General features: G+C 77.1%; 19 protein-coding genes and 1 pseudogene. 14 read left to right on the top strand and 6 right to left on the bottom strand.

From position 1 onward, the window contains the following. Positions 1-3 precede the first annotated feature (3 nt). From lysA to Q0848_RS05170, 3 genes are all read left to right on the top strand, one after another. Positions 4-1,422 carry a diaminopimelate decarboxylase gene (gene lysA / locus Q0848_RS05180; RefSeq protein WP_366146439.1) on the top strand — a complete coding sequence of 473 codons (1,419 nt, stop codon included), beginning with the start codon at positions 4-6 and terminating at the stop codon, positions 1,420-1,422. Positions 1,423-1,495: 73 nt separating this feature from the next. Beyond that, positions 1,496-3,847: an AAA family ATPase gene (locus Q0848_RS05175; protein ID WP_299035738.1), complete on the top strand. Its 2,352-nt coding sequence runs from the start codon at positions 1,496-1,498 to the stop codon at positions 3,845-3,847. A gap of 145 nt (positions 3,848-3,992) precedes the next feature. Beyond that, positions 3,993-4,181 (top strand): hypothetical protein, encoded by a 189-nt coding sequence (locus Q0848_RS05170; protein WP_299035736.1) that lies wholly within the window; start codon positions 3,993-3,995, stop codon positions 4,179-4,181. A gap of 610 nt (positions 4,182-4,791) precedes the next feature. On the opposite strand, the gene Q0848_RS05165 is transcribed toward Q0848_RS05170, so the two are convergent. The 3 genes and pseudogenes from Q0848_RS05165 to Q0848_RS18995 form a co-directional block, all read right to left on the bottom strand. Then, the gene (locus Q0848_RS05165; RefSeq protein WP_299035734.1) at positions 4,792-5,097 is read right to left on the bottom strand and encodes a hypothetical protein; all 306 of its coding nucleotides are present in this window, start codon (positions 5,095-5,097) and stop codon (positions 4,792-4,794) included. Between the two features lie 165 nt (positions 5,098-5,262). Continuing rightward, the gene (locus tag Q0848_RS05160) at positions 5,263-6,354 is read right to left on the bottom strand and encodes a squalene cyclase (RefSeq protein WP_299035732.1); all 1,092 of its coding nucleotides are present in this window, start codon (positions 6,352-6,354) and stop codon (positions 5,263-5,265) included. 50 nt (positions 6,355-6,404) lie between these two features. Continuing rightward, positions 6,405-6,965, bottom strand: a pseudogene (locus Q0848_RS18995) (maleylpyruvate isomerase N-terminal domain-containing protein); the annotation flags it as partial. 66 nt (positions 6,966-7,031) lie between these two features. Here Q0848_RS18995 and Q0848_RS05155 point away from each other — a divergent pair. The 5 genes from Q0848_RS05155 (at position 7,032) to Q0848_RS05135 (ending at position 11,084) form a co-directional block, all read left to right on the top strand. Continuing rightward, positions 7,032-7,295, top strand: a complete 264-nt coding sequence (locus tag Q0848_RS05155) for a response regulator transcription factor (protein ID WP_299035730.1) — start codon at positions 7,032-7,034, stop codon at positions 7,293-7,295. Positions 7,296-7,481: 186 nt separating this feature from the next. Beyond that, positions 7,482-8,468 (top strand): ABC transporter ATP-binding protein, encoded by a 987-nt coding sequence (locus tag Q0848_RS05150; RefSeq protein ID WP_299035728.1) that lies wholly within the window; start codon positions 7,482-7,484, stop codon positions 8,466-8,468. Beyond that, a complete protein-coding gene (locus Q0848_RS05145) occupies positions 8,465-9,289 on the top strand; it encodes an ABC transporter permease (RefSeq protein WP_299035726.1) in 825 nt (274 codons plus the stop codon). Before Q0848_RS05150 ends, Q0848_RS05145 begins: the two co-directional genes overlap by 4 nt. Continuing rightward, positions 9,286-10,464 (top strand): sensor histidine kinase, encoded by a 1,179-nt coding sequence (locus Q0848_RS05140; protein WP_299035724.1) that lies wholly within the window; start codon positions 9,286-9,288, stop codon positions 10,462-10,464. The genes Q0848_RS05145 and Q0848_RS05140 overlap by 4 nt, the downstream gene beginning before the upstream one ends. After that, the gene (locus Q0848_RS05135) at positions 10,461-11,084 is read left to right on the top strand and encodes a response regulator transcription factor (RefSeq protein ID WP_299035722.1); all 624 of its coding nucleotides are present in this window, start codon (positions 10,461-10,463) and stop codon (positions 11,082-11,084) included. The genes Q0848_RS05140 and Q0848_RS05135 overlap by 4 nt, the downstream gene beginning before the upstream one ends. Before the next feature lie 24 nt (positions 11,085-11,108). Here the strand turns inward: Q0848_RS05135 and Q0848_RS05130 are convergent, their stop codons facing one another. The 3 genes from Q0848_RS05130 to Q0848_RS05120 form a co-directional block, all read right to left on the bottom strand. Beyond that, a complete protein-coding gene (locus tag Q0848_RS05130; RefSeq protein ID WP_299035720.1) occupies positions 11,109-11,234 on the bottom strand; it encodes a hypothetical protein in 126 nt (41 codons plus the stop codon). Between the two features lie 167 nt (positions 11,235-11,401). Then, complete coding sequence (locus Q0848_RS05125; RefSeq protein WP_366146438.1) at positions 11,402-11,941, bottom strand: isochorismatase family protein; 540 nt, start codon at positions 11,939-11,941, stop codon at positions 11,402-11,404. A 188-nt stretch (positions 11,942-12,129) separates the two neighbouring features. Then, a complete protein-coding gene (locus tag Q0848_RS05120) occupies positions 12,130-13,410 on the bottom strand; it encodes a nicotinate phosphoribosyltransferase (protein ID WP_366146437.1) in 1,281 nt (426 codons plus the stop codon). A gap of 172 nt (positions 13,411-13,582) precedes the next feature. Here Q0848_RS05120 and clpS point away from each other — a divergent pair, with 172 nt between their 5' ends. The 6 genes from clpS (at position 13,583) to Q0848_RS05090 (ending at position 18,838) form a co-directional block, all read left to right on the top strand. Then, the gene (gene clpS, locus Q0848_RS05115) at positions 13,583-13,840 is read left to right on the top strand and encodes an ATP-dependent Clp protease adapter ClpS (RefSeq protein WP_366146436.1); all 258 of its coding nucleotides are present in this window, start codon (positions 13,583-13,585) and stop codon (positions 13,838-13,840) included. A gap of 106 nt (positions 13,841-13,946) precedes the next feature. Continuing rightward, positions 13,947-14,582, top strand: coding sequence for a DUF2017 family protein (locus Q0848_RS05110; RefSeq protein ID WP_299035712.1), 636 nt, complete (start codon positions 13,947-13,949; stop codon positions 14,580-14,582). A 79-nt stretch (positions 14,583-14,661) separates the two neighbouring features. After that, positions 14,662-15,480, top strand: coding sequence for a glutamate racemase (gene murI / locus Q0848_RS05105; protein WP_299035710.1), 819 nt, complete (start codon positions 14,662-14,664; stop codon positions 15,478-15,480). A 241-nt stretch (positions 15,481-15,721) separates the two neighbouring features. Then, entirely contained in the window at positions 15,722-16,513 is a 792-nt protein-coding gene (gene rph, locus Q0848_RS05100) for a ribonuclease PH (RefSeq protein ID WP_299035708.1), read from the top strand. Then, positions 16,510-17,127: an RdgB/HAM1 family non-canonical purine NTP pyrophosphatase gene (gene rdgB, locus Q0848_RS05095; RefSeq protein ID WP_299035706.1), complete on the top strand. Its 618-nt coding sequence runs from the start codon at positions 16,510-16,512 to the stop codon at positions 17,125-17,127. Before rph ends, rdgB begins: the two co-directional genes overlap by 4 nt. Positions 17,128-17,239: 112 nt before the next feature. Beyond that, positions 17,240-18,838, top strand: a complete 1,599-nt coding sequence (locus Q0848_RS05090) for a molybdopterin-dependent oxidoreductase (RefSeq protein WP_299035704.1) — start codon at positions 17,240-17,242, stop codon at positions 18,836-18,838. Positions 18,839-18,858 lie beyond the last annotated feature (20 nt).

Raw genomic sequence — 18,858 nt, 5'->3', positions numbered from 1 at the left:
CGGCTGCACGCCCACGAGGCCGGCTCGCTGCACGCGGAGGGCTACGGCGGCCCGGGGTGGCTGGCGGTGCCCGAGGACGTCAACGACCTCGTGGAGCCGCTGTGGGCCCGCACGGTCCGCCGCGACGACGACGGCGTCCTCGAGGTCGGCGGCGTCTCGGTGACGCAGCTGGCCGCCCAGCACGGCACGCCCGCCTACGTCGTCGACGAGGCCGACCTGCGCGCGCGGGCCCGCGAGTGGGTCGCCGCCTTCGACGAGGCCTTCGCCGACCTGTGCGGCGGGGCGGACGTCTACTACGCCGGCAAGGCCTTCCTCTGCACGGCGGTCGCCCGCTGGACGGCCGAGGAGGGGATGCTGCTGGAGACCTGCACCGGCGGCGAGATGGCCGTCGGCCTGCGCGCGGGCGTGGAGCCGGCCCGGATGGCGCTGCACGGCAACAACAAGTCCGACGCCGAGCTCGAGCGCGCCCTGCGAGAGGGCCTCGGGCGCGTCGTCGTGGACTCCCTCCAGGAGGTGGACCGGCTCGCCGACGTCGCGGGCCGTCTCGGCGTGCGCGCCCCCGTGCTCGTGCGCGTGACCGTCGGCGTCGAGGCGCACACGCACTCCTACATCGCCACGGCCCACGAGGACCAGAAGTTCGGGGTGCCGCTCAGCACGGGCGAGGCGGCGCGCGCCGCCGCCGCGGTGCTGGCGCGGCCCGAGCTCGAGCTGCGGGGCCTGCACTCCCACATCGGGTCGCAGATCTTCGACGTCGAGGGCTTCGAGGTCGCCGCGCGGCGCCTGGTGGGGCTGCACGCGCAGGTCCAGCGCGAGCACGGCGTCGTGCTGCCCGAGATGGACCTCGGCGGGGGCTTCGGCATCGCCTACACCACGCAGCACGACCCGATGCCGCCGCGGGAGCTGGCCCGGGGGATGGCGCGCGTCGTGGCCGCGGCCTGCGCGGGCGAGGGCGTCGACGTCCCGCGCATCTCCGTGGAGCCCGGGCGCGCGGTCGTCGGGCCGAGCACCTTCACCCTGTACACCGCCGGGACGACCAAGGACGTCGTGCTCGACGGCGGGGGGGCGCGCCGGTACGTGGCCGTCGACGGCGGCATGAGCGACAACGTGCGCACGGCCCTGTACTCGGCCGACTACTCCGCGACGCTGGCCTCGCGACGGTCCGACGCCACGCCCCTGCTGACCCGAGTGGTCGGGAAGCACTGCGAGAGCGGGGACATCGTCGTGATGGACGAGTTCATGCCCGGCGACCTCGGCTTCGGCGACCTCGTGGCCGTGCCGGGCACGGGCGCGTACTGCCGGTCGCTGGCGAGCCAGTACAACCACGTCCCCCGGCCGCCCGTCGTAGCCGTGGCGGGCGGCGCCTCGCGCCTCCTGCTGCGCCGCGAGACCGAGGACGACCTGCTGGCCCTCGACCTCGGCTGAGACCGCGGCCGCAGGGCAGCCGCGACCGCGGCGGACGACGAGCGACAACCGGACGACCGGACGACCAGGAGCCATGACCGCCGACCCGAGCCCCGCCCAGACCCGCCCCGGCGACGAGCCGGCCCCCGCGCCGGACGCGACGGACGCCCGCGCGCAGCAGGTCGCGGCCGAGCAGGACGCCGCCGACGAGCGCTACGACCGCCTGGACGACCTCCGGCGCCGCACGGCCGCCGAGCTCGCCGCGGTGCGGCGCTCGGAGACCACCGGCACCCACCAGAACCGCTCGGAGCGCGACTCCTTCGCCGCCCTGCACGAGGGGCGCCTGGCGCAGCTGGACGCCGTGGAGGACCGGCTCGTCTTCGGCCGGCTCGACCTGCGGGACGGCGAGACCCGCTACGTCGGCCGCCTCGGCCTGGCCGACGAGGCCCAGCGCCGGCTGCTGGTGGACTGGCGCGCGCCGGCCTCCGAGCCCTTCTACCAGGCGACCGCGGCCCGGCCGGCCGGCGTGGTCCGGCGCCGGCACCTGTCCCTGCGCGGGCGGACGGTGGCGGGCCTGGAGGACGACGTGCTCGACGTCGACGGGCTCGCCGAGCAGATGCTCGTGGCCCTCGGCGGCGAGGGCGCGCTGATGGCCGCCCTCGGCGCCCAGCGCACGGGGCGGATGGGCGACATCGTCGCGACCATCCAGGCCGAGCAGGACGCCGTCATCCGCTCGGACGCCCGCGGCGTCCTCGTCGTCCAGGGGGGACCGGGCACGGGCAAGACGGCGGTGGCCCTGCACCGCGCCGCCTACCTGCTCTACGCCCACCGCGAGAGGCTCGCCCGCAGCGGCGTCCTCGTCGTCGGGCCGAGCCCCGTCTTCCTGCGCTACATCGAGCAGGTGCTCCCCTCGCTGGGCGAGAACGGCGTCCTCACGGCGACGGCGGGCCAGCTCTACCCGGGCGTGGACGCCCGCGAGGCGGACCGGCCGGCCGTCGCCCGGCTCAAGGGGGACGCGCGCTGGCTCGAGGTGCTCGCCCGCGCCGTCGCCGCCCGGCAGCGGGTCCCCGCCGAGCCGCAGCGCCTCGACGTCGAGGGGACGACGGTCGTGCTGGCGCCGCGCGCCGTCGAGCGGGCCCGCGCGCGGGCCCGGGCCACCGGCCAGGCGCACAACGACGCGCGCGAGGGCTTCGTGCGCGAGCTGCTGCTGCACCTGGCCGACCTCGTCGGCCGGGCGCAGGGCAACCGCCTCGAGCCCGAGGACCGCCCCGCCGTGGTGGCCGACCTGCGGGCCTCCCGCGACGTGCGGGTGGCGCTCAACCTCGCCTGGATGCCGATGTCGCCGCAGAAGCTGCTCGGGGACCTTCTCACCCGGCCCCACCGGCTCGCGGAGGCCGCCGAGGGCCTCTTCGACGCGCGCGAGCAGGCGCTGCTGCAGCGCGCCGCCGACGCGCCGTGGACGGTGGACGACGTGCCGCTGCTCGACGAGGCCGCCGAGCTGCTCGGCGCCGACGAGGGCGCCGAGGCCGCGCACGCGCGGCGCGACGCCGAGCGCCGCCGCGCCGAGGAGGTGGCCTTCGCCCGGGACGTGCTCGACTCGGGAGCCGGGGGCGGCATCGTCTCCGCGGAGGACCTCGCGGAGCGCTTCGGCGACAGCGCCCCGACCCTGACGGTCGCCGAGCGTGCTGGGGGAGACCGCACCTGGGTCTTCGGTCACGTCGTCGTCGACGAGGCGCAGGAGCTCTCGCCGATGATGTGGCGCCTGCTCGTGCGCCGCTGCCCCAGCCGGTCCATGACGGTCGTGGGTGACCTGGCCCAGACCCGATCTGCGGCAGGCGCTTCCGCCTGGGGCGAGGTCCTGGACCCCTTCGCCGAGGGGCGCTGGCGCCTGGTGGAGCTGACGGTCAACTACCGCACGCCGCAGCAGGTGATGGACGCCGCGGCCGCCGTCCTCGCGCTCAGCGGCGCGCCGGGTCGCACGCCGACGTCGGTGCGCGAGGGGGAGGGCCCGCCCGAGCTCACCGAGCTCCCCGCGCTCGGGGAGGAGCGCGCCGAGGCGCTGCGCGAGGTCGTCGCCGCCGAGGCGGGGCGGACCGCCGGTGGTCGCCTCGCGGTGCTGTGCCCGCCGGCGCGGCTGGCGGAGACGGCGTCGGCGCTGGTGGGCCGCCTCCGGTCGCCGGACGGCGCCCGGGTGCCGGTCGCCACCGGGCCGGGCGCCCTCGAGAACCCGGTCGCGGTCATGACGGTCGCCGACTCCAAGGGCCTGGAGTTCGACGCCGTCGTGCTGGTGGAGCCCGCCGAGGTCCTCGGCGGGCCGGACGCCGAGGACCCCCGCGCCGGCGCCCACGACCTCTACGTGGCCATGACGCGGCCGACGCAGCGGCTGCACGTGCTCACCTCCCCGGGGCTCGACCCCGCGCTCGCCCGGGCTCTCGTGGGCGGCTGACCAGCTCGGCCCAGGGGCCCTCGGCGCGGCAGCGGCTGCCGCCGCCGGTGGTGTCGCGCACCACGCGCGGGAGGACCTCCCCGCGTCGGCCCGTGGCGGTCCTGGAGGTGCGCGGGGCGCTGCAGACGCTCGCTAGGGTCGCGAGATGCTGCGACGAGGGAACCCGTACGTCTACGCGGCCGTGGCGATCGCGCTCGTCGTCGTGATGCCGGCTGTGGACAGCACCGGTCTCAGGGTCCTGCTCGCGGCGCTGGCGGTGGCAGCTGCTGCGGCGTCCGTGCTGGTGCTCGTGCGGCGGAGTCGGGACCCGAACGGCCCTGCCGGACAGCACTGACGGCCGTCACGCAGGGACGAGACCAGCCCGCCGGCCGTCCACGGCGCGCCACCGGAGCAGCGCGGGTGCGCACACCGGCCTCGGGTGCTCGGTGACGACGTCACTCGTGCCGGGGGTGCGCGGGGCGTTCCGGTCGGCGACGCCGAGCGGGACGGCGGCGGGGTGGCGGCAGCCACGCACGAGGGGTCAGCACGGCCGTCGGTGAGGCGATCGTCCAGGTCGCTGATCGTGGCGGGCGAGCCAGCTTCGCCGAGGCCCGGGTCATCGCCTGCTGGCGCTGAGGCCGGAGCTCTGACGCGCGAGCAGGAGCCCGGATCGGCGGTGCTGTGGTCGCACGTGCTCGAGCCGGGCACCCGCGCCACCCACGTTCTGACGGCGATGGGTGTGAGCCCCGATCGCCTGCGCGACGTCGTGCTGTCGATGATCGCGCGCCCTGGGCAACCGGCACCCACCTGGCCGTCGACGACCCGACCGGGCGTGGCGTGGCGTGGCGGACGCGGTCCTGCGTCGGCTCAGCGCTCGATGAAGGCGGGGAACGGTCGATGATCGACGTCTGAGCCGGTCGGCGGTCGGCTGCGGGACGTCTCGTCGCCAGGAGGCGGCGGGGCGTTCAGCCGTCCTCGTCCGTGCTCGACCAGGTGTCGGTCCGCACGTCAGCGAGTCCGCGGAGCTCGGCGGCGAGGTGTCGCGCCAGCCGGTCCAGGTCGCGCTGACGGCCCGGGGCGTTGCTCCCGCTGCGGTAGCGCTCCGGGTCGCCGCGCTCCTGCTCCCAGCGCGCCTGCCACTCGCGGAGGTCGGTGACGAGCCGTGGCGAGAACCTCTCGGGATCGGTGAGGTCGTCCGGTCCCCAGACCGGCCACTCGGCGCCGTAGTCGGGGAAGACCCGGACCAGCGCCCGCTCCGGCTGATCCTCCACGACCGACGACGGTACGACGCCGAGGGCACGGGTCGCTGGTCCTCGCGCAGACGCCACCCGACCGCCTCGCACGGTGCGGCGCCGGAGGACGTCGACGGCTGGATGTCCCCCGGTCGACGACCTCCTGAGACCGCCATCCGCTGTCGGACCGCCGGAGGCCGGCCGTCAGCCCGGTCCGAGTGCGATGGGGGCTGTCCCTGGCCTCTCGTCCGGGTGGAGCGGGCTCGCCGTGGACGGGGCGGGGAGGCGGGGCGCGGGGGACGCCTCTTCGGCTGCCTCCCGGTTCGACGCGCCGGGGGGTGGAGGTCGGGTGTCCCACCAGGTGAGCACGCGCAGCGCGTGGAAGGTCAGCCACCGCGAGGCCTCGCCGGGGCTGGCGTCGACGTCGAACCAGGTGCGGCCCTCGTGCCGCAGCTGCTGGTGCCAGGTGCCGTCGGCGTCGCGGGCCTCGCGCACGAGCTCGACGGCCTCGGCCATGCGCTCGTCGGGGGGCCGGTCATCGTGCAGGGCCGCGGCGCGGAGGTAGTCCAGCGCGCGCAGGGTGCTGTAGTACCACCGGTAGGGGTAGGCCAGGTGGGTGGCCCACGGCGCGTGGACCTGCCCCGTGCTCGACCGTCGCACCAGACCCCGCTGGAGGAGGTAGCCCTCCCCGTCGTGGCGCGCCTGGCGCAGCGCCGGCGAGCCGCCCGTGCGCGCCTCGTGGTCGAGGAGGCCGACCAGGGAGTTCAGGGTGGAGTGGAAGGAGGAGCGGGTCGACCCCTCCACCCACTCGCAGTTCCACCCCCCGTCGGCCAGGCGGTGGTCGAGGAACCAGTCGGCGATCGCTGTCACGTCGGCGCCCAGCCACGCCCCGTCGGCCAGGGTGCAGCCGTTGACGCAGGCGTCGACCTCACCGCCCCAGTAGGGCAGGTCGTCGTACTCCCACCGGGCGTTGCGCGCCAGCAGCCCCGCGGTGTCGGGGCGCAGCGCCGAGGGCTCGACGCCCCACTCGCGCAGCGCGCCCAAGGACCAGGTCGTCGCCGTCCAGGGCTGTCCCGCCTCCTCCTCGCTCGCGTCGGCGGGGAAGTAGGCGCCGCCGGCCCACCGGCCGTCCTCGTCCTGGAGGGAGAGCAGCCGGGCCCCGAAGCCCTCGGTGGCCACGCTGGCGCGCGTGGCCGACCAGACGTCCTCCGGCTCGTCGGCGAGGTCGCGCTGGACCTGCCAGCGCAAGCTCGGGTCGGACTCCAGGAGCCAGGCCAGCAGGGCGCGGTCCACCATGACGAGAAGGTAGTGCGCCGGGCCCGGCCCAGCGCCTGTGCGAGGTCGTGGTGGTGGATGAGCACCTCGTGCAGCTGGCGCCGCGCCCACCAGGCGGTGACGCCCGGTCCCACGAGGGTCGGGCACGGCCTCGCCGGGTCCGCCAGGGCGCGACGGAGGGCTGCCGCGGCCCGCACGTCGTCGTCGGCGCGGGCGGCCTGCTCGTAGGGGCCGTCGTCGAGCAGGCCTGCAGCAGGAGGGAGGGCGGTGACAGCTGCCGCCCACCGGTGGACGCCCGCGGTGCGCGCCACCAGCGCGTCGACGGTCCAGGGCTGCCACGGGGGCACCGGCAGGTCCGGGTCGGCCACCGCGGCGACGGCGTCCTGCTCTGCCTCGAGGGCTCCGGCGTGCACGAGCGAGGAGCCTGGCCACCCGGCACCGCGACCACGCGCCGCTCGTCTGGGGCGAGGTGGGTGGTCGTGCGTCTCAGGCGCGGGCCACCGAGCAGGTCCTCGCCCAGCGCCCTCAGGGGCAGCCGCGCCCCGCGGTCGTCCTGCTGACCGCCTTCGACGCCGACGAGCACGTCCTGCGAGCCTGCGCGCCGGGGCCGACGGGTTCCTGCTCGAGGACATCCCGCCCGCCCAGATCGTCAAGGCCGTCCGCACCGCAGCGGCCGGCGCCCCGCGCTGTCGCCGTCCGTGGCCCGCCTGCTCATCGCCCGCGCGACGCAGGACACCGGTGACGACCGCGCCCGCGCTCTCGTGGAGGGCCTCAGCGACCGGGAGCGGTCCGTCGTCGCCGGCGTCGGGCGGGGGCTGTCCAACGCCGAGATCGGCGGTGCGCTGCACCTGTCACCGGCCACCGTCCAGGCGCACGTCTCGCGCCTCCTGACCCGCGTGGACCTCGAGGGCCGCGTCCAGCTCGCCGTCCTCGCCCGGGACGCCGGACTGCTCCGAGGCTGACCGGACGGGGGAGGGGCTGCTCGACGAGGGGCCGCGCACCCTCGGCGCTCGGGCGACGCACCAGGGGTGGACGACCGGAGGTGAGCTGCAGCGGTGACAGATGTCACGGGTCGCCCGTGCGAGACGCACCTCGACCGGTGACGCCGCGCACCGCCCGCGGCCCCGAGCAGGCCGCAGGGTTGAGCCATGCCCACCACCGCCCAGCACGTCCCCTCCCGGCAGCCCTCCGCGTCGCAGGAGACCCCGGCCGTCCGGGTGCGCGGTCTGCGCCGCACCTACGGCAGGGGCGCCGACGCGTTCGACGCCGTCCGCGGCATCGACCTCGACGTCGCGCGCGGCAGCATCACCGCCCTGCTGGGCACCAACGGCGCGGGCAAGACGTCGACGCTGGAGGTCCTCGAGGGCATCAACCGCCCCGACGGCGGCACGGTGGAGGTCCTCGGCCTGGACCCCGTCGGCGACCGGGCGCGGGTCCGGCGCCGGATCGGGGTGCTGCTGCAGACCAGCGGCTTCTCCGGCGACCTGACCGTCGAGGAGACGCTGCGGATGTGGGCGGCGACGGTGACCGGCGCACGTCCGGTCGCCGAGGCGCTCGAGATGCTCGACCTGACGGGGCGCGCCGCGACCCGGGTGCGCTCGCTGTCCGGCGGCGAGGTCCGCCGCCTCGACCTGGCGTGCACCCTGCTCGGCCACCCGGAGCTCGTCATGCTCGACGAGCCGACCACGGGGCTGGACCCCGAGAGCCGGCGCGAGGTGTGGCGCCTGGTGCGCCGGCTGCGGGAGGACGGCTGCACCGTGCTGCTCACCACGCACTACCTGGAGGAGGCCGAGGCCCTCGCCGACCGGCTCGAGGTCATGCACGCGGGTCTGCTCGTCCGCTCCGGTACGCCCGCCGAGATCGCGGCCGGCCACCGCTCGACCATCTCCTTCCGCAGCCTCGACCCCGCGCTCGGCGACCGGCTCGCAGCCGACCTGCGGCTGCCGGCGCGCGACGTCGAGGTCGGCGCGGAGGCCGGCACCACCTCGCTGCGCACACCGGACCTGCAGCCCGTCCTGACCGACCTGCTCACCTGGTGCCGCGAGCACGACGTCCACCTCGAGGGCCTGGACGCGCGCACCGCGAGCCTGGAGCAGGTCTTCCTCGCGATCGCCGACGGCAGCGCCCCGGCATGAGCGCCCCCACCCAGCAGCCCGGTCCCGACGCCCGACGGAGGCACCCCGACATGAGCACCACCACCCGCACCACCCCCCGGGCGTCCGTCCCCGACGCCCGACGGGTCGGCGGCCTGGCCGCGGCCAACGCCCGGCTGCTGGTCCGCAACCGGCTGACCCTCGTCGACGGCGTGCTCCTCCCGCTGGCGCCGCTGGTGATGCTCGCCGTCACCGCGGACGAGCCCGCCGCCGGTGCCTCGACCGTCTCGCTCGCCCTGCTGTTCGCCTACCTGTTCCCCGTCTTCTACAACCTGCTCTCGGTGGTCGTGACCCGGCGCGACGAGCTCGTCCTCAAGCGGCTGCGCACCGGCGAGACCACCGACGCCGAGCTCGTCCTCGCCCTCGCCCTGCCGGGGGTGGTGGTGGCCGTCCTGGTCGCCGCGGTCGTCGTCCCGGTCGCCGTCGCCCTCGGGATGCCGTGGCCGGCGGACCTGGCGCTGTACGCGCTCATGGTGGTGACGGCCTGCGTGATGTTCGTGGCGTTCGCGCTGTGGACGGCGTCCTGGACCCGCAACGCCGAGGCCGCCCAGCTGACCAGCGCCCCGGTCCTCCTGCTCGCCGTCGCCGGCTCGGTCGTCGCCCTCGTCCCCGAGGGCGTCGCCGAGGTCCTGCAGCGCACGCCCGGCGGGGCCCTGGACACCCTCGTCCAGCTCGCCTGGCTCGGCGGTGGGGCGGACGGCACCTGGGCGCAGGCCCTGCAGCCGCTGCTCGTCCTGCTCGCCTGGACGGCCCTGGCCCTGCTGCTGGCCCAGCGCTCGATGCGGTGGGAACCTCGGGCATGACCCGAGGCGGACGCGCCGCACGCCGCCCGCGCACGCAGGTCGAGTGGGTCGAGCTCTACACCGACCAGTCGCTGCACGTGCTGCTCTGGTTCATGCCGGTGGTGTTCCTGACGCAGCTGCTCCGCCAGGAGCGGCCGGAGCAGGAGGTCGCCGTCCTGCTGGTCGCGGCGGTGGTGCTGCTGGGGCTGGCGGCGACGACCGCCCTGCGGGCCGGCCTGCGGCTGCACCCGGCCGACGGGCCGACGCCGTGGCCGCAGCTGCTGCCCCTGCTGGTCGGCTCGGGCCTGGCCACGGCCGGGGTGCTGCTCCTGCCCTACGGGCTGCGGCTCGGCGCCGCCCTGCTGGTGTGGTTCCCGCTCGTGTGGTCGCTGTCCGCGCTCCGGGCCCGCCCGTGGGCCGTGGCCGTCGTGCTGGCCAGCGCCGCCGTGCCCGCGACCAGCGGCCGGCCGTCGCTCGTCGCGATCTGCGTGCTGGGCGGGGTGTTCGTCCTCTTCACGATCCGCGTCTCGCTGTGGCTCAAGGACGTCGTCCGCCAGCTCGACCGGGCCCGTGGCACCCGCGCCGCCCTCGCCGTGGCCGAGGAGCGGCTGCGCTTCTCCCGGGACGTCCACGACGTGATGGGCCGGCGGCTGGCGACGATCGCCGTCCAGTCCGAGCTCGCGTCCACGCTGGCCGCGCGCGGCGACGCGCGGGCGGCGGAGAGCATGCTCGAGGTCCGCGGCGTCGCCCACGCGACGCTCAAGGAGGTGCGGGAGCTGGCGCGGGGCTACCGGGCCAGCGACCTGGCGACGGAGCTGGACGGCGCCGCGTCGCTGCTGAGCTCGGCCGGCATCGAGCTGGTCGTGGAGGTCGACGTGGACGACGTCCCGCCGGAGCGCAGGGAGCCGGCCGCGTGGGTCGTGCGCGAGGCGGTGACCAACGTGCTCCGGCACTCCCGCGCCGGACGGGTCGTCGTGACGTGGGACGGTGGCGCGGTGGTGGTCCTCAACGACGGCGTGCTCGCCGAGCCCGGCGGCGACGGCCCCGAACCGCGCTCCGGGGCGGGCGGGGGGAACGGCCTGGTCGGGCTGCGGGAGCGGCTCGCGCCGCTGGGCGGCGACGTCACGGCGGACCGCGACGGCGACGCCTTCGTGCTGCGGGCCGACCTGGGCAGGCGGGCGGCGGTGAGCGGATGAGCGGGGCGACGCCCCCCGTCCGCGTCCTGCTCGCCGACGACGAGAACCTGATCCGCTCGGCGCTCGCGCAGATGCTCGACCTGGAGGAGGACCTGGACGTGGTCGCCGAGGCGGCCTCGGGCCCCGAGGCGCTGGCGCGCGCGGTCAAGGAGGGCGTCGACGTCGCGGTCCTGGACCTGCAGATGCCCGGCCTCGACGGCATCACCGTCGCCGAGCGGCTGCTGGAGGCGCTGCCCGGCTGCGGCTCGGTCATCGTCACCAGCCACGGCCGTCCCGGGCACCTCAAGCGGGCGCTGGCGGCGGGCGTGCGCGGGTTCCTCCCCAAGACGACCTCGTCGGCCACGCTCGCCCACGTCGTCCGCACGGTGCACGCGGGCGGCCGCTACGTCGACCCGGAGCTGGCGGCCGAGGCCATCAGCGCCGGCGACAGCCCCCTCACCCCCCGAGAGGCCGACGTGCTCGACCTGGCGGCCGACGGCGCACCGGTCGCGGAGATCGCCGAGCGGGCCGCGCTGTCCCCGGGCACCGTCCGCAACTACCCCTCCAGCGCCGCGGCGAAGCTGGGGGCCGCGAACCGGCACGACGCCTGCACCAGGGCCCGCCGGCTGGGCTGGATCTGACCGCACCGCGGCCCTGGCGCTCGGTCACCTCGCGCGGGCCCACGGCCGGCCGTCGCCGAAGCGGGTCACCCGCTCGTCGGCCGCCAGGGTGGTGGAGAGGTCGCCGTCGGACCCCTGGGCGGCCCTCGGCGGGAGCGTCGGGACGGTCATCTCGTCCGCTCTCCCGGTGCCGGTGGACCGGCTCGACCGCTGCGAGACCCGGGCGAGCCGACGGCAGCGACCCACCGAGACGGCGCCAGGCTCCCGGAGCCGGGCGAGCCCGCGACGGTCGTCGCGAGCGCCATGTCCTCGGAGGCCGTCGCGGTGCCCGGACGCCGTCAGCCGACGAGCTCGACGCCCGCCGCGCGCATCTGCTCCAGCGCCGCCTCCGTGCTCGCGGGGCTGGTCCCCGCGACGAGGGGCAGGAGCACCCGGACGCGGAAGCCCTCGGCGGCGGCGTCGAGGGCGGTGGCGCGCACGCAGTGGTCGGTGGCGATGCCGACGACGTCCAGGTCGGTGACCGCCTTGCGGCGCAGCCACTCCGCGAGGCCGGTGCCGTCCTCGGCTCCGCCCTCGAAGCCGGAGTAGCCGTGCGAGTACTGGCCCTTGCGGAAGACCTCCTCGGCCAGCGACAGGTCGAAGGCGGGCTGCGCCCGCGCCCCGGGGCTCCCGGCCACGCAGTGCACCGGCCAGCTCGTGGCGAAGTCGGGGTCGTCGCTGAAGTGCTCGCCCGGGTCGACGTGCCAGTCCTGCGTGGCGACGACGGCGGCGTAGTCGTCGGCGCGCTCGCCGACGTGCCGGGTGATGCCCGCGGCCACCGCCGCACCGCCCTCGACGGCCAGCGAGCCGCCCTCGCAGAAGTCCACCTGCACGTCCACGACGACGAGCGCCCGCGCGTGGGCGCTCGGTGGCGCGCCGTCGGCCCGGTCCGGTGCCGTGCCCTGCTCCTGGGCGGCCGTCGGCCGTCCCGGTCCTGCGTCCTGCTGGGCGTCCACGCGTCCTCCTCCGTCGTGCGGGTCCCCAGCCTCGCCCGGGCTCGGGCGGCCGTCCAGCGGCGGCGGCCCGGTCAGTCGCGGGCGCTGACGACCCGGGTCGGCAGGCACGGCTCGCCGCGCTGGAGCCGGCGCGCCGTGGCGGGCAGCTCGGCGCGCGACTCCGCGTGCCGGTCCGCCGCGGCCCGCACGCCAGCGGCGCCCGTGGCGCCCTCGGCGACGACGCGGCCGCCCTCCAGCAGCGCCACCTGCAGGGGGCGCGCGTCCGGCACGGGGCTGCCGCCCCCGCCGTCGGCCCCCTCGACGACGAGGACCTCCGCGCTCGCCACCCCGGAGGACAGCTCGCGCCAGGCCCGCTTGGCCCCCGCGACGCCCTCCTTGTGCTGGCTGGCCTTGGCGACGCCCACCATCTGCCCGGAGGAGTCCTCGCGCGCGACCATCTTGTAGACGAGGCCCGCCGTCGGCTGGCCGCTGCCCGTCACCAGGCTGGTGCCGACGCCGTAGCGGTCCACCGGGGCCGAGGCGAGCGCCGCGATGGCGTGCTCGTCGAGGTCGCTCGTCACGACGATCCGCGTGCCGGTGGCGCCGAGGCGGTCCAGCTGGCGGCGGACGTCGGACGCCAGCTCGCCGAGGTCCCCGGAGTCCAGGCGCACGGCGCCGAGCTCCGTCCCCGCCAGGGCGACGGCCCGCTCGACCGCGGCGGCGACGTCGTAGGTGTCGACGAGCAGGGTCGTCGACGGGCCCAGCGCGGCCACCTGGGCGGCGAAGGCGGCGTCCTCGTCGTCGTGCAGCAGCGTGAAGGCGTGGGCCGAGGTCCCGATGGTCGCGATCCCGTAGCGCCGGCCCGCGGCGAGGTTGGAGGTGCCGGCGAACCCGGCGACGGCGGCGGCCCGGGCCGCCGCGACGGCGGCCTCCTCGTGCGTGCGGCGCGAGCCCATCTCCAGGCACGGCCGGCCGTCGGCGGCGGCGGTCATCCGGGAGGCGGCGGCGGCGACGGCGCTGTCGTGGTTGAGCACGGACAGGACGAGGGTCTCCAGCACGACCGCCTCGGCGAAGGTGGCGCGCACGGTCAGCAGCGGGGAGCCGGGGACGTACACCTCTCCCTCGGGGTAGCCGGCGACGTCACCGCGGAAGCGCCACCCCGCCAGGTGCTCGAGGGTCGGGTCGTCCACGACGCCCTCGCGCTCCAGCCACGCGAGGTCGTCGTCGTCGAAGCGCAGGTCGGGCAGCACCTCGAGCAGGCGCCCCGTGCCGGCGACCACCCCGTAGCGGCGACCGTGCGGCAGGCGCCGCGCGAAGACCTCGAACACGCAGCGGCGGCCGGCGGTGCCGTCGGCGAGCGCGGCCCGCAGCATCGTCAGCTCGTAGCGGTCGGTCAGCAGCGCAGCGGTGCTCACCGGCAGACCGTAGCCCCCGCCTACAGTGGGGGCCGTGAGCGCGCTGACGACGCCGGCCCCGCCGCTGGTGGGGACGCCGCGGGGCTCCACGTGGGAGGTCACGGCAGCTCCCGCGGAGGCGGAGCAGGCCGTGCCCGCCGAGGCCGCGGAGACCGACGCGCCCTGGGTCACGATCGTGTGGAACGACCCCGTGAACCTCATGTCCTACGTCACGTACGTCTTCCAGAGCTACTTCGGCTACTCGCGCGCCGAGGCGGAGCAGCTCATGAGCGACGTCCACGGCAAGGGCCGCGCCGTCGTCTCCACCGGCTCGCTCGAGGAGATGGAGCGCGACGTCGAGGCCATGCACGGCTTCGGGCTCTGGGCGACGTTCTCGCACGACACCTGACGCACGAGACCCCGACCCCGATGCCGCCCCGAGCCCGCCCGGCGAGCTCGGCGGCACGGCGCCCGGCCGCACCGCGGGCCGGCGCCCGCGAGAACCAGGAGACCCGATGGCCCGCCGCTTCCGGCGCACCCGCCGCGGCATCACCGCCGGCTTCGAGCCCCAGGAGGCCGAGCTCGTCGCCGGCCTGCTCGAGGACGTCGCGCGCCTGCTGGCCGGTCCGGCGGGGGCGGCGGACGCCCCGGGGCAGGACGCGCCGCTCGACCCGGCCGCGACGGGGGAGGAGGCGACCCTCGCCGCGCTCGCGCGGCAGCTGGACGGCGGACCCGTCGAGGCGCCGCACGACCCGGCCCTCGCGCGGCTGCTGCCCACGGCCAGCGACGACGACGACGCGGCGGCGGAGTTCCGCCGCTTCGCGCAGGAGGGGCTCGCCGACCGCAAGCGCTCGACGCTGCTGACGGCCGCCGCGACGCTGCGCCGCCCGGCGCCGCTGCTGCTCACCGACGACGAGGCGCGGGCGTGGCTCACGGCCCTGACGGACCTGCGCCTGGTCCTCGCCCAGCGCCTCGGCCTGGAGACCGACGACGACGCCGCGCTCGTGGCGATGCGCGCCGCCGAGGCCGACGAGGACGACCCCGCGTCGTGGACGGCGAACATCTACGACTTCCTCACGTGGCTCCAGGAGGGCCTGGCCGACGTGCTGCTGGGCGACCTGCCCGACGCCGGCGGTCCCCCCCGCCGCTGACGCGCCGCGGCCGGACGACAGCACGCCGAGCGCGTCCGCCGAGCGGGGCTCGCCGGCGCCGGCGCCTACGCTGCTGGGCGTGGCGGACGAACCCATCGGCATCTTCGACTCCGGGTTCGGCGGCCTGACCGTCGCCCGCGCGGTGCTCGACCAGCTCCCCGACGAGTCGGTCCTCTACGTCGGGGACACCGCCCGCCAGCCCTACGGGCCACGCCCCATCGCCGAGGTGCGCCGCTACGCGCTGGAGTGCCTCGACGAGATGGTCGAGCGCGGCGTCAAGCTCCTCGTCATCGCCTGCAACTCCGCCAGCGCCGCCGTCCTGCACGACGCGCGCGAGCGGTACGACGTGCCCGTCGTCGAGGTCATCCGCCCCGCGGTCCGCCGGGCGTCGGCCGTCACGCGGACGGGGCGGATCGGGGTCATCTGCACCCGTGCGACGGCGACCTCGCGGGCGTACGAGGACGCGTTCGCCGCGGCGCCGCTGCTGCAGGTCACCACCCGCGCCGTCCCCCGCTTCGTGGAGTTCGTCGAGGCCGGCGTGACCACCGGCCCCGAGCTCATGGACGAGGCGCGCCGGGCGCTGGCGCCGCTGCAGGAGGCGGGCGTGGACGTGCTCGTGCTCGGCTGCACGCACTACCCGCTGCTCACGGGCGTGCTCTCCCTGGTCATGGGGCCCGGCGTCAGCCTGGTCAGCAGCGCCGAGGAGACGGCGCAGGAGGTGTACCGGGCGCTCGTCGAGAACGGCCTCGAGCGCCCACCGGGCGGCCCGGCGCCCGTGCACCGCTTCCTGACCACCGGTGACCCGGAGACCTTCACCGAGCTGGCGCGGCGCTTCCTCGGGCCCGAGGTGGCGCTCGCGGAGAGCGCCGGGCTGCTCGCGCCGGTTGCGCGCTCGTGACCGGCGCGCCGAGGACCCCCTGCACCGGCTGGTCCTCGGCGCGCGCGACGGCGTCGGGGAGCGCACCGGTGCGCCCGGCCGTGGTCGGCTGCTCGGGCTCGCCGCCCGGGCCGTCTGCGGCCGCCTCCTGATCCCTGCTCGAGGCCGGTGCCGCGCCTGGCCCTGACGGTGGCGATCCCCGGCGCCGGCGCGTGCTGCCGTCGAGGCGGCGCGCCGGCTCCCGCGCGTAGGGTCGCCGACCATGACGAGCGCCTCTGGACCCGCCACCCGCCACGACGGCCGCACGCCCGACGCGCTGCGCCCCGTCCGCCTCACGCGCCGCTGGCAGCAGGCCGGCGAGGGCAGCGTCCTCGTCGAGTTCGGCCAGACCCGGGTGCTGTGCACCGCCTCCCTCACCGAGGGGGTCCCGCGCTGGCGCAAGGGCTCCGGCGAGGGCTGGGTCACCGCCGAGTACGCGATGCTGCCGCGCGCCACGGACAGCCGCAGCGACCGGGAGTCGGTGCGGGGCAAGGTCGGTGGGCGCACGCACGAGATCTCCCGCCTGATCGGCCGGGCGCTGCGCGCCGTCGTCGACACCCGGGCGCTGGGGGAGAACACCCTGGTCCTGGACTGCGACGTCCTGCAGGCCGACGGCGGCACCCGCACGGCGGCCGTCACCGGCGCCTGGACGGCGCTCGCCGAGGCCGTCCAGTGGGCGCGCGGGGAGGGGCTGGTCAAGCGCGACCCCCTGCGCGGCAGCGTGTCCGCGGTCAGCGTCGGCATCAGCGGCGGTCGGCCCGTCCTCGACCTCGACTACGTCGAGGACTCCGCCGCCGGCACCGACATGAACGTCGTCGCCACCGGCGACGGGCGCTTCGTGGAGGTCCAGGGCACGGCCGAGGGCACGCCCTTCGACCGCGCCGAGCTCGACGCCCTGCTCGAGCTGGCCCTCGGCGGGTGCGCCACGCTGACGCGGCTCCAGCAGGCGGCCCTGGCCGCCGCGCCGGGCACCCCCGTGACGACCGCCGACCTCGCCCCCGGCGCCAGCGCGTGAGCGGCGCCCCGCGCGCCGTCCTCGCGACGCGCAACGCGCACAAGGTCGGTGAGATCGCCGCGCTGCTGGCCGGGCCGCTGCCCTCGCTGGAGCTGCTGGCGCTCGACGCCGAGGGCCTGCCCGCGGTGCCCGACGTCGTCGAGAGCGGCACGACGTTCGCGGCCAACTCCCTGCTCAAGGCCCGCGCCGCCTGCGCGGCCACGGGCCTGCCGGCCCTCGCGGACGACTCGGGCCTGTGCGTCGACGTCCTCGGGGGCGCACCGGGGGTCTTCAGCGCGCGGTGGTCCGGGCGGCACGGGGACGACGCGGCCAACCTCTCCCTCCTGCTCGCCCAGCTGGCCGACGTGCCCGACGAGGAGCGGGGGGCGTCGTTCGTGTGCGCGGCGGCCCTGGTGCTCCCCGGAGGGCACGAGGAGGTCCGCTCCGGACGCCTCGCCGGCTCGCTCGCCCGGGCGCCGCGCGGCGCCGGCGGCTTCGGCTACGACCCCGCCGTGGTGCCCGAGGGCGAGCACCGGACCCTCGGCGAGATGAGCGCGGCGGAGAAGAACGCGATCTCCCACCGCGCGCGCGCCTTCGCGGCGCTCGCGGGCTCGCTGCCCCGCCTGCTCGGCTGAGCCGGCCGGCGGGTCACCCGTCCGGCGCACCGGGGCGACGTCCGGCCCTCCGCCGGTCCGCCCGTGCAGCCCCGGGTGGCATCCGGGGAGTGCGCGGGGCCGAACATGGGGCATGACCACGACCGCCCCCGCCCAGCCCGGCGCGCGCCCGCGGGAGCGCCGCGCGTCCCCGGGCGCCACGGCGCTGGCCGCCCTCGCGGGCGTGCTGGCCGCCGCCCTGACGCTGGGGGTCGCCGAGGTCCTCGCCGCTGTCCTGGCGCCGACGTCCGCGCCCGTCCTCGCCGTGGGCGACGCCTTCGTCGACCTGACGCCGGCGTGGCTCAAGGACTTCGCCATCGCCACGTTCGGCACGGCCGACAAGACGGCCCTGCTGGTGGGGACCGGTCTCGTGCTGACGCTCCTCGCCGCCCTCGCGGGCGTCCTCGGCCGGCGTCGCCGGGTCCTGGGGGACGTGGTCGTCATCGTGCTGGGCGTCGTCGGAGCGGTGGCGGCGGCCACGCGCCCCGACGCCGTGCTGCTGTCGCCCCTGCCGAGCCTGCTGGGGGCCGTGGCGGGGCTCCTGGCGCTGCACTGGATGCTCGACCGCCTGCCCGCGCCCGGGCGCGCCGGCGCCGACGCGGAGGCGGACGGGGCCTCCCGCCGCGGCTTCCTCGTCAGCGCCGGCGTCACGGGAGCCCTGGCCGCCGCCTCGTTCGCCGGCGGGCGCGCCCTGGGGGCGGCCAGCCGCGGCGTCTCCTCGGTCCGCGCCGCCCTGCGGCTGCCCGCGCCGGCCGTCGCGGCGCCGCCCGTGCCGGAGGCCGTCGACGTCGGCGTGGAGGGCGTCGTGCCGTGGCAGACGCCGAACCAGGACTTCTACCGGATCGACACGGCACTGACCGTGCCCCGCGTGGACCCGGCGACCTGGACGCTGCGCGTCCACGGCATGGTCGAGGAGGAGGTCGAGATCTCCTTCGAGGAGCTGCTCGGCTCCGAGCTCCTCGAGACCTGGGTCACCCTCGCCTGCGTCTCCAACGAGGTGGGCGGGGACCTCATCAGCAACGCGCGGTGGCTCGGCCTGCCGATCCGCGAGGTGCTGGCGCGGGCGCGCCCCACCGCGGACGCCGACATGGTCCTGTCCACCAGCGTCGACGGGTGGACGGCGTCCACGCCGCTGGAGGTCCTCGTCGACGACGAGGTGGACGCGATCCTCGCCGTCGCCATGAACGGCGAGCCGCTGCCCACCGAGCACGGCTTCCCCGTCCGCATGGTCGTGCCCGGCCTGTACGGCTTCGTCTCGGCCACCAAGTGGGTCGTCGACCTCGAGGTCACCCGCTTCGCGGACAGGACGGCGTACTGGACCGACCGCGGGTGGTCCGAGCGCGGTCCCGTCAGGACCCAGAGCCGCATCGAGGTGCCGGAGCCGCTGTCGCGCCGGCCCGCGGGGGAGGCCGTGGCCGCCGGGACCGCCTGGGCGCAGGGTCGCGGCGTGGCCCGCGTGGAGCTGCGCCTGGACGACGGCCCGTGGCGGGACGCCGAGCTCGCGGCGGTCTACAACGACCGGACCTGGGTGCAGTGGCGCTTCCCCTACGAGCTGCCCGAGGGCTCGCACACGCTCGAGGTGCGGGCCACCGACGAGACGGGGGCGACCCAGCCCGAGGAGCGCGTCCCGCCGGTCCCCGACGGCGCCACGGGCTGGCACTCCGTCACGGTCACGGGCACCACCGACGCCTGAGGCGTCGCCGGGCGGGGCGC

The organism is uncultured Pseudokineococcus sp. (genome assembly GCF_947495735.1).
Classification (GTDB): domain Bacteria; phylum Actinomycetota; class Actinomycetes; order Actinomycetales; family Quadrisphaeraceae; genus Pseudokineococcus.
The sequence above is the reverse complement of the archived record's forward strand: the minus strand, read 5'-3'. Positions and strand labels throughout refer to the sequence as shown.